The 13,710-nt window shown below is 70.1% G+C and carries 9 protein-coding genes; 5 read left to right on the top strand and 4 right to left on the bottom strand.

Annotated features, from left to right (window positions below; genetic code table 11):
* Positions 1–91: 91 nt before the first annotated feature.
* Entirely contained in the window at positions 92–1,948 is a 1,857-nt protein-coding gene (locus tag FF041_RS00075) for an MFS transporter (RefSeq protein WP_407698089.1), read from the bottom strand.
* Positions 1,949–2,152: 204 nt separating this feature from the next.
* On the bottom strand, positions 2,153–4,498 hold the full coding sequence (locus FF041_RS00070) for a serine hydrolase (RefSeq protein ID WP_153520440.1): 2,346 nt from the start codon (positions 4,496–4,498) through the stop codon (positions 2,153–2,155).
* Between the two features lie 210 nt (positions 4,499–4,708).
* Between FF041_RS00070 and FF041_RS00065 the strand changes: the two genes are divergently transcribed.
* The 3 genes from FF041_RS00065 to FF041_RS00055 all read left to right on the top strand — a co-directional run bounded on the left by FF041_RS00065 (position 4,709) and on the right by FF041_RS00055 (position 7,024).
* A complete protein-coding gene (locus FF041_RS00065; RefSeq protein ID WP_153480819.1) occupies positions 4,709–5,434 on the top strand; it encodes a GOLPH3/VPS74 family protein in 726 nt (241 codons plus the stop codon).
* A 301-nt stretch (positions 5,435–5,735) separates the two neighbouring features.
* Positions 5,736–6,596 carry a helix-turn-helix domain-containing protein gene (locus FF041_RS00060; protein WP_323390828.1) on the top strand — a complete coding sequence of 287 codons (861 nt, stop codon included), beginning with the start codon at positions 5,736–5,738 and terminating at the stop codon, positions 6,594–6,596.
* Between the two features lie 218 nt (positions 6,597–6,814).
* On the top strand, positions 6,815–7,024 hold the full coding sequence (locus FF041_RS00055) for a DUF397 domain-containing protein (protein WP_153480820.1): 210 nt from the start codon (positions 6,815–6,817) through the stop codon (positions 7,022–7,024).
* A gap of 225 nt (positions 7,025–7,249) precedes the next feature.
* On the opposite strand, the gene FF041_RS00050 is transcribed toward FF041_RS00055, so the two are convergent.
* Positions 7,250–8,104: a hypothetical protein gene (locus FF041_RS00050; RefSeq protein WP_153520439.1), complete on the bottom strand. Its 855-nt coding sequence runs from the start codon at positions 8,102–8,104 to the stop codon at positions 7,250–7,252.
* An 83-nt stretch (positions 8,105–8,187) separates the two neighbouring features.
* Here FF041_RS00050 and FF041_RS00045 point away from each other — a divergent pair, with 83 nt between their 5' ends.
* The gene (locus FF041_RS00045) at positions 8,188–8,970 is read left to right on the top strand and encodes an SDR family oxidoreductase (RefSeq protein ID WP_153520438.1); all 783 of its coding nucleotides are present in this window, start codon (positions 8,188–8,190) and stop codon (positions 8,968–8,970) included.
* A 368-nt stretch (positions 8,971–9,338) separates the two neighbouring features.
* Complete coding sequence (locus FF041_RS00040) at positions 9,339–10,838, top strand: sodium:solute symporter family protein (protein ID WP_153520437.1); 1,500 nt, start codon at positions 9,339–9,341, stop codon at positions 10,836–10,838.
* Positions 10,839–10,886: 48 nt separating this feature from the next.
* Here FF041_RS00040 and FF041_RS00035 read toward each other — a convergent pair whose 3' ends face one another.
* Positions 10,887–13,517, bottom strand: a complete 2,631-nt coding sequence (locus FF041_RS00035; RefSeq protein WP_153520436.1) for an NACHT domain-containing protein — start codon at positions 13,515–13,517, stop codon at positions 10,887–10,889.
* Between the last annotated feature and the right edge of the window lie 193 nt (positions 13,518–13,710).

Here is a 13,710-nt window from a genome sequence, read left to right as displayed (position 1 = left end):
GGTATGCCGGCGAAACGAGTCCACTATGCATCAGTGGACCGCACTCCGACAGGGGCGGGACGGGATCAGGCCGCGAGAGAGCAGCGACGCCCTAGTGGAGCTCCTCCGGGCAGGGCGTGCCGCGCGGGAAGTCGTACGGCGCGGCCAGCCGGTACTCACCGGCCCGGGGCGCGACGAGCTCGGTCCACTCGTCGCCCTCCGCGTTCTCCTCCGCCTTGATCAGACAGCCCTCGGTGTTGTCGAAGGTCTTCGGCGCCCCCTCGGGCCGCCGCTGGGACTCCGCCGTCTCCTGCGGGCCCGCCACCTTGTCGCCGTTCTCGTCGACCAGGCTCAGCCACGGCGAGTAGGGCACCCGGATCAGCACCCGGCCCGGTTCCGTCAGCCGGATCCGGACCTCGTCCGCGCCCGCCTCGCGCACGACGGCCGAGGGCTCGGCCAGCGGCACCGGGTTCCGCACGGCGAACAGCTGCCAGTTCTCGTCGCCCCAGATCCGCTCCAGATACGGCAGCCCGCCCCGTACCAGCTCCGCCTCCTGCCGGGCGCTGGAGTCGGGGGAACCGTTCGGGAGCACCACATAGTGCACGGCCCAGCGCTCCAGCCAGGCACGGTAGTCCGCCGAGGTCAGCGGGGTGTCCTCGTCGTAGAAGATCGGGTTGCGCTTCATATCGGCCTGGCGGTTCCAGCCGCGCGCCAGATTGACGTACGGCGCGAGCGCGGACGCCTCGCGGTGGCTGCTGGCGGGGACCACCTCGACCCGGCCGCGTTCGGCGTTCACTTCCTGGAGCTTGTTGACCAGCGGCGCGAGCTCGAAGTTCCAGGACGCGGTCGGAGCGGTGCGGACGAGATCGTCGACGGCTTTGAAGCCGATCCAGGCGTTCAGCCCTATGAACGCGACGGCCAGCGCGTACCACTTACGGGAGCGCGGCACCGTGTACGGCAGCGCCGCCAGCAGCACCACACCCGCGAAGAGCATCGGAAGCCGTGAGATGTTCGAGCCGATCTGGGAGTCGATCGCCCAGGTCAGCAGGGTGCCGATCGAGTAGACGGCCGCCGCGACCCGGACCGTGCGCCACTCCTTCGGTACGAGGAGGAAGACCGCGAGCCCGTAGACGAACGGGAGCGAGGTCGACCCGAGCGACATCGGCTGCGTACCCGAGAAGGGGAACAGCCAGGACGAGAGCGCCACGACGGCGACCGGCGCGAGACCGATCGCGTACGCCCCGGGCCTGCGTTTGTTGAGGAAGAGCGCGGCGGCTATGACGCCGAGGAAGAGTCCCGCGACCGGGCTGGAGGCGGTGGCGAGGGCCGCGAGCGGGGCCGCCGTCGCCGCCTTCGCCCAGCGCTTGTACCGCCAGCGGTGGGGCCAGCAGAAGACCGCCGCGACCGCGCCGAGCGCGAACATCATGCCGAGGCCGAAGGTGACCCGGCCCGACAGCGCGTTGCAGAGGAAGGCGAAGACCCCGGCGAGCGAGCACACCAGCGGATTGCGCACGGCCCGCACCCGGACCAGGATCAGCGCGGTCAGCGCCGCCGAGACCGTGCCCGCGACCATCATGGTGGGGCGGACGCCGATCAGGGACATCAGATACGGCGAGACCACGCTGTACGAGACCGGGTGCATCCCGCCGTACCAGGCCAGGTTGTACGCCGAGTCCGGGTGGCGGCCGACGAACTCCGTCCAGGCGTCCTGGGCCGCGAGATCGCCGCCGCTGTTGGCGAAGAACAGGAACCAGAGCAGATGGACGATCGCGGCGAGCACCGTCGTGACCAGGACGGGACGCCGGGTCAGCCGGTCCCAGAGATCGGCGAGCACCCCCGTGCCGCCCGGTCTCTCCGGGTCCCCGCCGGACCGCGAAGCAGTCGCCTGTGGCGTCTGTGTCGCCTGCGTCGCCTGTGTTCCTTGCCGGATGCTGTGGCCGTCGGTGCGAACCGGCTCAGCAGTACTCACGAGGCGCTCTCCCCGTCCGTGTTCGGTCGTCACGTCTGCCCGTACTTCTCGTCCGGTCCCCGCCGGGGGAGCTCACTGTCCAGGACGCCGTCCATCGGTCCCGAAGTTGCCCGGCTGCCGGTTCCGGAGCCGCCCGGACATCGGTCCGGGGGGCGCTCCGGCGGTCCGGAACACCCCCGTGAGCGTACGGGCCCGGGCCCCGGCTCAGCCGACCCGGGTCAGTTTCTCGCCGAAACCGGGCTCCGACACATCCTGCTGAAGCGCGACCGGCGCGGTGGTCTTCGCCGAACCGGAGCCCACCGAGATCTCGCCGACGACCTCACCCGCGGAGGCCGCGTGGGGCAGGGTCTCGCCGAGGTCGTCGATCGCGACCTCGACGCGGTGACCGCCCCAGCCGGCCGCCTTCAGATCCTTGGTGGCCACCACGGGCACGGTGCCGCCGAGACCGTTGTCGAGCTCGCCGACGACCTGGCCCTTCTTGATGACGGTGGTCGTGGTGAGGCCCTGCTGGGCCGCCTTGATCACCCGGATGCTGTGCTCGATGGCCAGCTTTTTCTTCTTCTCCAGCTTCGACGCCTTCTGGACGCCCATGGTCATGCCGAGGATGCGGTAGATCTTGCCGTCCACCTCCGCACTGGCCGACCAGAGCAGATTGCCGCCGGCCGGGGTGGACGAGCCGGTCTTGACGCCGTTGACCCCCGGCTCCAGCAGAGCGGCGTCGGCGTTGTTGTAGATCGTGCCGTCGATGCCGTGCATATTGAGCATGGTCGTGTCGACGATCTCGCGGAAGACGTCGAACTGCATGACCGCCTCGGCCAGCTTGAGCTGGTCCCGCGGGGTCGACAGGGTGGTCTGGGTGAATCCGCTCGGGTCCGTGTAGACGGTGTCCTTCATCCCGAGGTCCGCGGCGGCGTCGTTCATCTTCTTGATGAATGCCTTCTCGGACCCGGCGTCCCAGCGGGCGAGGAGCCGCGCGATGTTGTTCGCGGACGGAATCATCAGCAGCTCCAGCATCTGCCGCTGGGTGTACTCGGTCCCCTCCTTGACGTCGACCACGGACTCGAAGTTGGCGAGCCCCTTCTCGTACCCCTCGTCGGTCCGCTTGTCGATCATGATCTTCTCCCCCGCCTGCTTGCCGGTGAGGGGGTGCTCCTTGAGGATGACGTACGCCGTCATCGTCTTGGCGACGCTCGCGATCGGCGCGGGCTTCTGCGCGCCGTACACACCGACGGTCCCGATGCCCTCGACCATGACCGCGCCCTGGCCGTCGTCGGGGAAGGGCAGGTCGAGCTTGTCGCCGCCGAAGGTGTACACCGCGTCTCCGGTGAGGGCGAGCGAGGGCGCGGGCAGCGGGCGCAGCACCTGTGCGACCGCGAAGACGATCAGCAGCAGAAAGACCAGCGGGGTCCAGATCCTGACTCTGCGCATCGCCGACCGCACGGGGGTCGGCGGGGTGTTCGTCAGCTCGGCCAGCAAATCGAGGGGCGGCTGCGGGGGCAGCGGCTGCTGCCGGGTCCGCTCGTTCTCGGCGAGGGCCGCGGGCACCGGGGTGGCGGTGGTGGGCTCGTCGTCGGCCACGGGCTCGGACTCAGGCACGGACTCGGGCTCGGGCTCGGGCTCGCTCTTGGTCTTGCCCTTGTCCTGGCCCCACGACGGGGTCCGTACGGCGTCGTCGCCGCGCAGCGGTACGAAGACACTGGGGCGCTCGGCGGCAGCCGCCGGGACGGGGGATGCCGGGGATGCCTCGGAGCGGGGGGCCGGGGGGACCTTGAGCGCCGTGGTGGGGCTGTCGTCGTCGGAAGAACCGTTTCGCGCAGAGGGGGTTTTCGGCGCGGCCTCGGCGGGGGCGGGCTCGGGGCGGGGGCCGGGGGTGGTGTCCGGCTTGGACTTCGCGTCCGTGTCCGCCTTGAGCTCCGCGTCCGTACCGGGGTTCGCGTCCGTGTCCGCGTCCGGCTTGGGGGCCGTGCCCGGCTTCGGCTTCGGCTTTTCGACCGGCTTCGGGGCCGTGTCCGGCTTGGACTTCGCGTCCGGCTTCGGCTTCGGGTCCGCGTCCGGTTTCGCGTCCGTGCCAGGCTTCGCGTCCGAGTCCGAGTCCGAGTCCGAGTCCGAGTCCGAGTCCGTGCCCGGCTTGGGCTCCGGCTCCGCCTTCGCGTCCGGCTTCTCCTCCGGCTTCACCGGCGCCGGCAGCACAGCCGTCTCCTCGGCCACGTCCGCATCGCCGGCACCGCCGGCACCGTCCGCGTCGCCCGCGGACTCCCCCGGCTCGTCGTCCGCCGACGCCACCCATGCCGCCACCGCCGACCGCAGCCGCCGGTCCTTCTCCACCGAGCCCGTCTCGGTGCCCGGTTCGGGCGTCTCGCCGCCGGCACGGCGCTCCGGCTCCTCCGGGAGCCTGAAGACCGCCGTCGGCTGATCCGCGCCCGATGACCCCGCCCGGTCGCGCACGGCGTCCCGCGGATCGCGTTCGCCCCGAGCCGTCTCCCCCGACGACTTCCGCTGCTCCGACCTGTCGGGGGACTCGCCCGCCACCGTGCCTCCTCCATGAGTCATGCGCCACTGCCATAAGGGCGCACTACGAATCGCTGTCCATCGGCAGCCCGTGTTGTCCGAACCATCTCTCAGTGTCCTGTGTGAGAACACGGCTCCCGGGGCTAGACGAGAACGACATACCTAACGGTTCCCATACAAAGCCCCCAGGCGCTCTCGACAGACCAATGTGAGAGGGGTCACCCTGTCATTCATCCACGCGGGGAGGCATGGATGGGCAGGAGCCGCAGAACAATTCCCGAGGAGCTTCTGCTGCTCGCTCTGGACCCGGCCACGGGCACCACAGCGCAGCCGCAGTCCCTCGACCTCGGCCTTGCCGGAGCCCAGCTAGTAGAGCTGGCTCTGGCAGGACGGATAGCCCCTGACGGGGATCGTATCGCCGTGGTGATGCCACGGCCGACCGGAGATCCGACACTGGACTCCGCGCTGGAACTGCTGCGCAGACGCGGCAGCCCGGTTCGGGCCGTCCACTGGATCGGCGGGCCCCGGCTGGGGCTGCGCCAGATCTATCTCGCGCATCTGGAGCGGTGCGGCATGGTGCATGCCGTGGCGGGCCAGATGTGCGGAGTGCTGCCGACGACTCGCTACCAAGCGACGGAGACGGCGATCAGCCGGGACATCAGAGCCCGGCTGGACAGCGCGATCCGCACCGGCGTGCCGCCGGACCCGCGGACCGCGGCGCTCGCCGCGCTGGCCCACGCGGTCGGCCTCGGCAAGCATCTCTACCCCGGCAACGAGGGGCGTTCCTCGCGATCCCGGCTGCGGGATCTCATCAGGCACGACCCCATGGGCGGACTCGTGGCGCACGCCGTGATGGACGTTCAGAACGGTGTGGCCGCGCAGCCGCGCCGTAACCCCACAGCGACGAACGGCGGCCGTCAGGCGGCCGTGCCGATGCAACCGCGCCGCGGGAGCATGGCCCGCGTCGCCGCGCACTGAGCGACAGCCGCCCGGGCGGCGGCCGTCGCGGTGCGGGCGCAGTGGTGCGGGCGCAGTGGTGCCCGCACGACAGGACACGACGAGATACGACGAGAGCCGCACAGACCGCGCGGGGCAGCCAGGACACTGCCCCGCGCGTTCCCCTGCACGAGCAGATGTACGACGCCGTGCGGGAGAAACCCCGGTGCGCGGCGCCGTGAATACGGCCCGTGTGCCTGTTTCACCGCGCGTCCACGCCTTTTGGTGGCAGTCTGCTGAGCAGTAGATACGCTCAGCTAAGCAGTCCGGAGGTGCAGTTTCCGTGGCGTCCAACGTCAATCCCACCGTCAGGCGACGCCGATTGGGCCTGGAGCTGCGCCGGCTCCGGGAGCTCAAGGGCATGACGGCCGAAGAGGTTGCGGAGCGTCTCCTGGTGTCCCAGTCGAAGATCAGCCGGCTGGAGAACGGCCGCCGTTCCATCAGCCAGCGCGATGTCCGCGATCTGTGCGGGGTCTACGAGGTCGACGACCACCGCATCGTGGACTCGCTGATGCAGATGGCCAAGGACTCCCGCCAGCAGGGCTGGTGGCACGCCTTCGGCGACATCCCGTACAGCGTCTACATCGGTCTGGAGACCGACGCCGCCAGTCTTCGGGTGTACGAACCACAGGTGGTGCCGGGCCTCTTGCAGACCCGGCAGTACGCGGAGGCGCTGATCGCGGGCGCGCTGCCGGAGAGCGGCGTGCCGGACATCGAGAAGCGGGTGAGCGTACGGCTGCGCCGCCAGGACCGGGTCAAGGCGGACGGCCAGCCGCTGCGGCTGTGGGCGGTGATCGACGAGGCGGCGCTGCACCGGGTCGTCGGCGGCAAGAACCTGATGCGCGAGCAGCTGGAGTATCTGATCGAGCTGTCCCAGCTGCCGCATGTCACGGTGCAGGTGCTGCCGTTCGACATGGGCGCGCATCCGGGCATCAACGGTCAGTACGCGATCCTGGAGTTCCCGGACGCGACGGACTCCAGCGGCGTCTACATCGAGGGCGTCACCAGCGATCTGTATCTGGAGAAGGCCAACGATGTGCACAAGTACAGCGTGATGTACGAGCATCTGCGTGCTCAGGCGCTGAACGTGGACCAGACGCGGTCGTTCATCGAGAACATCGTCAAGCGGTACATGACCAGCTGAGCGGCTGAGCGGCGGACCGGCGGTGGGAGTCCCGAGTGGGAGTCCCGGGGCGGGAGTGAGGACGCGCAAGGTACACCCCGCCGCGACATGGCGGAAGAGCCATCTGGAATATGCCATCCGACCGGGTGAAACCATTCCGCATGGGCCGGTGGTGGCGAGTAGCGTCCCTCACGCCGACAAAAACGTTGGCTCACACCACTCGCCGAAGCGGAGCGAACATGGCCATCATTCAGGGAGCCACGGAGACCTGGACGAAGTCCTCCTACTCAGGGGGGAACGGGGCTTGCGTCGAGGTCAGGTCCCCTATCGAGCGGGCGATCTCGGTCCGGGACTCCAAGGTCACCGAAGGGCCGGCGATCACTTTCGTCCCCGGCTCGTGGAACGCGTTCGTAAGTGAGGTGGGCCAGGGCGCGTTCGATCTCGGCTGAGTACTCCGCCGAGCCGCGTGAGGCCGCCCAGCACGCTCCCCGCACAACGCGTGCGCAGGCGGTACCGCTCGTGGCACAACTGAATAAGCGACACCGAAGAGCCCTCTCGACTGGTCCGCCGTCCCGGCCGAGGGGGCTCAGCCGCGCCCCTCGGCCCCTCGGCCCCTCCGCTCAGCCGTGCCCGCCGCCGAGTCGCCGAGCCGCCGGGTCGCCGAGGCCCCTCGCTCAGCGCAGTCGATCGACATAGCGGTCCGTCCCCGGCACGGTCGGGATGAACGGCGCGACCAGCTCCACCCGGCCGAGCCCCGACTCCGCGACCGCCTCCCCGAGCCCGGCGAAGGAGTCCGCCCAGCAGGTCTGCGGGGACTCCTCCAGGAACCACAGCAGGGTGAGCCGGGTCCCGACGCCCTCCACCTGCTTCACATAGGTCATCCGGTCCCCCGGCAGCGGCGTCGGCCTGAAGACCGTCGCCATCGCCGCCGCCGAGCCCGCCAGCCGCCGGGGCAGATGCCTCACCCGGAGCCACTCCAGCAGTTCGGCACTCTGCTCAGGGCTCTCCGCGTCGATGACCTCGACCACCAGACCGGCGTACGGATGGTCCAGCGCGTGGAAGTCGCGCGGACCGGCCGCCCCGTCCCGGTAGACCGTCGCCGCATGGTCCTGGAAGGCCGTGAACACATGCGTACGGTCGTGGTACACCCGGCTGTCGCGGTTCAGCCGCTTGTTGATCGCCACGGTCCACTTCATATGCTCCGCGTACCGGCCCTCGGTGATCCAGTAGACGGAGACATAGCAGCCGGCGGTGACCGGCTGGGCGACCGCCGACCGCTCGGGGTAGCGGAGCAGCTGGAGCTCCCGGGTGGCGACCCAGCGGCGGCCCGCGTAGATCCAGGGCATCGCCATGGCCCCCGCGTAGACGTGATCGTCCTCGTACCAGCGGTTATAGCGGCGTTCATGGCCGGGGTGCGGCTCGACCATGGTGATCAGGGCGTGGCCGGGGCGCACTCCATAGGGCCCGACGGAGGCCAGTCGGGCGTAGGTCGCGCTCCAGGTGTCCTCGGTCGCTCCGGGCTCGCTCATCGCCACGGCTCCCTTCCCCTCGTCGGTGGACCCACCTACTCTGACGAACCGTCAGATGATGCGCCAGAGCCGGGAGGCACCCGATGCTGCTGCGAGGAAAGACCGTCGTCGTCTCCGGGGTCGGCGCGGGACTCGGCCATCAGGTCGCCGCGACCGTCGTACGGGACGGGGGCAACGCGGTCCTCGGGGCGCGCACCGAGGGCAATCTCGCGCGGTCCGCCGCCGAGATCGACCCGGGCGGCTCCCGTACCGCCCACCGGGCCACCGACATCACCGACGAGTCCCAGTGCGAGGCGCTCGCTGCGCTCGCCGTCGAACGGTTCGGACGGATCGACGCCGTGGTCCACGTCGCCGCCTGGGACAGCTATTTCGGGGGCCTCGCGGACGCGGACTTCGACGTCTGGCGCGCGGTCTTCGAGGTCAATCTGCTGGGTACGCTGCGGATGACCCGGGCCTGTCTGCCCGCCCTCGCCGAGCGCGGCGGCTCGGTCGTCATCATCGGCACCCAGTCGTCCGTTGCGGCCCCCTCCCAGGTGCGGCAGACGGCCTACGCGGCCTCCAAGGGGGCGCTGACCTCCGCGATGTACTCACTCGCGCGGGAGCTGGGGCCCGATCGCATCCGGGTGAACACCGTGCTGCCGGGCTGGATGTGGGGGCCGCCGGTGCAGACGTACGTCCGGTTCACCGCGCAGACCGAGGAGGTGCCGGAGAGCGAGGTGCTCGCCCGGCTCGCCGCGCGGATGGCGCTGCCCGAGCTGGCCACGGACGGGGATGTGGCGGAGGCGGCGGTGTTTCTCGCCTCCGACCGGGCACGGGCGATCACAGGACAGTCGCTGCTGGTCAACGCGGGGGAGCTGATGCGATAGCCCCTTCATGGAACCCGTCTCCCCTGCTTCACCCCCTTCTCGCGGCCGTACGGGACCCGCATCCCGGACGGCCGTGCCCAGCCGCGCCCCAACAGCCGACGCGCCCACTGATGTACCGACGAAGCGCCCGCTCATCGTGGGTCCGCCGTCCGGTGCGCGACAACGACTCCGTAAGCCAAGAAAAGGCAAAATCGTTCTGCTTTCTGATCTGCGTTCACATCCTTGACCAGGATGACCCTCTTGACCAACCCCCGCACGGGGAGTTCAATCACCGCAGTCCCCTCCTCCCGCACGGGGACGCCAGGGAACGAGCGCGCCGACGGAGTGCACTGCCGGTCGTTCACCAGGCGGACCCCAGGAGGGGGCATATGAACGGTCTCGACTGGACCGTGCTCATCGGCTACTTCGGCGTGATGATCGCCATCGGGCTCTGGTCGCACAAGCGCGTCGACAACGTCAGCGACTTCTTCACCGCGGGCGGCCGGATGCCCTGGTGGCTCTCCGGGATCTCACACCACATGTCCGGCTACAGCGCGGTGATGTTCACCGGGTACGCGGGGATCGCCTACACCTACGGCGTCACCTCCTTCGTGACCTGGTCCCTCCCCATCGCCATCGGCATCTTCATCGGCGCGAAGCTCTTCGCCCCCCGGCTGAACCGGCTGCGCTCCAAACTCCATGTCGCCTCGCCGCTGGAGTATCTGAAGACCCGCTACAACCTCAAGACCCAGCAGGCGCTGGCCTGGTCCGGCATGCTGCTGAAAATCGTGGACGTGGGGGCCAAATGGGCCGCCATCGCCACCCTGCTCTCCGTCTTCACCGGCATCTCGCTCAACCAGGGCATCCTCATCACCGGCGTCATCACCGGCGTCTACTGCACCATCGGCGGGCTCTGGGCCGACGCCCTCACCGAACTCGGCCAGTTCATCATCCAGCTCTTCGCCGGGCTGGCGATGCTCTTCGCCGTGATGAGCGAGCTCGACGGCTTCAGCACCCTGTGGACCGTCTGGGACGAACCACAGCTCCAAGGCCACGCCGAGCCCACCGCCGGCCCCTACACCGTCACCTTCCTGCTCGCGTTCCTCTTCATCAAGACCTTCGAATACAACGGCGGCATGTGGAACCAGGCCCAGCGCTACATGGCCACCAAGAACGCCCGCGAGGCCACCCGCTCCGCACGGCTCTCCGCCCTGCTCTGGCTCGTCTGGCCGCTGGTGCTGTTCTTCCCCATGTGGTGCGCGCCGCTGCTGGTGAAGAGCGACAAGCCGGACGCCTCCGACAGCTACGCCCTGATGACCGAACAGCTGCTGCCGCACGGTCTGCTGGGGCTGGTCATCGTGGGCTTCTTCTCCCACACCATGGCCATGTGCTCCTCCGACGCCAACGCCATCGCCGCCGTCTTCACCCGCGACATCGCCCCGGTGCTCTCCAGAAATGCCCGGGGATGGAGCGAACGGGCCGCGCTGCTCGCCGCGCGCTGGTCGACCATCGCCTTCCTCGCCCTGTCGATGGCGGTCGCGACACAGGTCAACTCGCCCGCCTTCAAGGACATCATCACCGTCGTCATCAAGTGGGTGGCCGGGCTGATGGGGCCCATCGCGATCCCCTTCATGCTCGGGCTGCTCCGGCCCTTCCGTAAGTCGGGGCCCACCGCCGCCCTCACCAGCTGGGCGGCCGGACTGGTCGCCTTCTTCCTCCTCAACTATGAGATCGACGGGACGGCGCGGACCGATGTGGCGCTTCAGTACCAGGTGTCCGTGCCGCTCGCGATCTCACTGGTGCTGTACATCGTGATCGGCCTGGTCAAGCCGGAGGACACCCCGGAGCGGGACGCGGTCATCGCCCGCATCAACTCCGAGGAGGACTGAGGAGCCCGGGGCGGGGCCAGGTCCTGGTCCTGGAGGTGTCGGTGGCCGTCAGTCCTTGGCCGTGGCGTTGGAGTCTATGACGGTGATGTGCCCGGGGATGCCGAGCCGCGAGGCCACATCGGTGGCGGGCAGCACCAGCACCTCCAGCCGGGGGAAGGCGCTCAGCCACGCCAAGGAGTCCGACTGCGTCCGGGCGCTGTGCAGCCAGAGATGGGTGAGCCGCTCCGTGTCGATCAGACGCACCAGGCTCTCGGGCGGATAGGCGCGAGTGAGCTGGATCCGCGCCCGGCCGCCCATGGCCCTCAACGCATCCAGATGCTCCACGTTATGGGCGGTGAAGTAGAGGTCGCCCTGGTCGAGATGGGCCAGCACCTCATCCGCGTACTGCCGGGTGTCGAACTTCGACCACGACCAGGTGAGCTGACGGCGCACCCGCAGCGAGGAATGCTCGCGGAAGCGGGCGATGACGGGCAGGGCGGCGTCCGTGCCGATCCGGGCGGCGGTGACGACCACATGCAGAGCCTCCTGCTCCGTCAGCCCCTCCGGCCCCGGGAGCAGACCGAGGACCCGGGGGCCGCCCTGCTCGGCGAGCACCCGCGCCCAGTGCGAACCGTTCGGCGGGACGAAGGACGAGACCAGCTCCTCGATATGGCGCCGGATGCCCGGGGCGATCTCCGTCGCGTGCTCCAGACAGGTCGCGGCCAGCAGCACCCGGCGCAGCGCCCACTCGGGGTCCGTGCCCGCCCCCGTACGCCCCAGTCGGCGGATGAGATCCTGGGGATCGACCCCCGCGACCAGACCGCGCAGAATCCGCTCCCGTTCGGCGGGCCGCCCCAGCGCGACCGCCATCCGGACCACGTCCTCCCACTGGTCGCGATACGCGTTCTTCAGCAGCAGCGGGAAATCACCCTCCTCCACCAGGGCCTTCGCCCCCAGATAGTCCTGAAAGGTCCGGTGGACGAAGTCGATCCGCTCGGGCGCCGGCTCCCGCAGCAGCCCCGAGCGCTCCAGCAGATGGCGCAGTACCCGGTCCACCGGCGCGTCGACATGGGCCATGTACTCCAGCGCCCGGCCGAGCTGGGTGAGCGCGTCGGCGCGCTCCATCTCCACACTGTCGTTGCGGATCAGCCAGTGGGCCAGCTTCTGGAGCAGCAGGGTCTGGGTCTCGGACGAGAGACGCAGCCCGTCGCCCGGGGCGATGCCGCGCTCGGTGTCCCGGCGTTCGAGCAGCATCCGCAGCGCGGCGTCGTACAGATCCCGGCGGCCGTGCGGCAGAAAGCCCCGCCGCTCGCGGTGGAGCGCGCAGAGCAGCCCGCACATCAAGGGGTTGACCGCGAGCCCGCCGAGGTCGGCGCTGGTGCGGATCGCCCCGAGGAGGGCGTCGGCCAGTGCGGGGTCCGCACCGGCGGCCGTGTGCCAGCGGCGTACGAACCGGGTCACGTCATCGCGTGACATGGGCGAGAGCGTCAGCTCCGTGAAACCGTCGCCCGCGAGCCAGTCCTCGCCCACCGCCGAGGAACGGGCGGTGACCAGCCAGAGATTGCCCGGGAACTCCCCCATCAGCTCGCGCAGCCAGCGGCGCGTCTCCTCGCGTTCACGGCGCGGGATCTCATCGATGCCGTCGACCAGCAGCAGCGCCCGCCCGGCCCGCAGCACCCGGTCGGCCCAGCCGTCCGGCTGGGCCCCGGCGACGGCGCTGCGGACGGCGCGCAGAAAGTCGTCGGGGGTGGGCGGCAGGCCGTCGCGGATGATCCGGCGGAGCGGCAGGACGAAGGGGAGGCGGCCGATGAGATGGGTGAGATGCTCGCCGAGCTCGTCGTAGTCCTGGCGCGCGGCGGCGACCGCGAGCCACTGCACCAAGGTGGTCTTCCCGGAGCCAGCTCCGCCGCGCAACAGCACCTTGTCACGTCCGGCGAGCGCGCGTTCAGCGGGCAGCGGTACGGCGGTGTCGCCCATGGCCACGGCTTCCAGCGAGACATACGCGGAGTCGAGCCGCCACTCGCGGGCCTGGGCGAGATCGAGCCCGTAGATGGTGAGCTCGCTGTGCTTGCGGGTGATGTGCTCGGTGTACCGCTGCTCGAAACGGGTGTCCTCCGCGCGCTGGGAGGGGACGCGTTCCGCGAGCAGATCGGCGATCGCGACGAGCCGGTCGAGAGAGCGGGTCTGCTCCACCAGGGTGCGGGCGACAAAGTGGGAACGCTGGGTGAAGAAGTTGAGAATATGCAGACAGGCGGTGTCCAGCAGGGGCCCGTAGTACGGCTCGGCGTCCGCCGACAGCGCGACGGGGCGGGCCAGCCGTCCGGCGAACTCGCCAGGTCCCAGGCGTACGGCCTGGACGTCGTCCATCGCGAGATCGCCCAGGCTGTGGAGGGCGAGGGCGAGCGCGTCGGCGAGCTCCGCGCGTACGGCGTCGTCCGGGCCGTCATGAGGGCCGTACGACCGCAGAGCGCGGGCCACCAGCTCGGCGGTGAGCTTGCGCAGATCCTGTTCGCCGAGGCTGTTCTTCTCGCCCCGGACGCCCTGGACTCCCCGCAGGCCCCCGAAGGAGACGAGACCCGATATCCGCACCGGCTCCTCGACCAGGCGCGCGCCGGGGCCCTCCCGTACGAAGAGTCTCTTGACCAGGGGGGCCACAGCGGCGGACGCGAGTCGGACGGCGACGGCGGCGGAGGCATCCATGGCGGCGATGCTAGACGAACGGGGGTGGGGTGGGGCGGGGTTGGGGGTCCGCTCCGGGGGCTTCGGGGTGGGGCGGGGGTGCTTCGGGGCTGGGGTCCTTGCCGGGTCCGGGTGCTTCGGGGTGCCGCTGGGTGCGGTGTGCTGAGGCCGGGGTCCGCTCCGGGCCGCTCCGGCGTGGGCTGGGTGCGGTGCG

Source organism: Streptomyces jumonjinensis (assembly GCF_009600885.1).
GTDB lineage: Bacteria > Actinomycetota > Actinomycetes > Streptomycetales > Streptomycetaceae > Streptomyces > Streptomyces jumonjinensis.
This window is presented reverse-complemented; position numbering and strand designations above follow the sequence as displayed.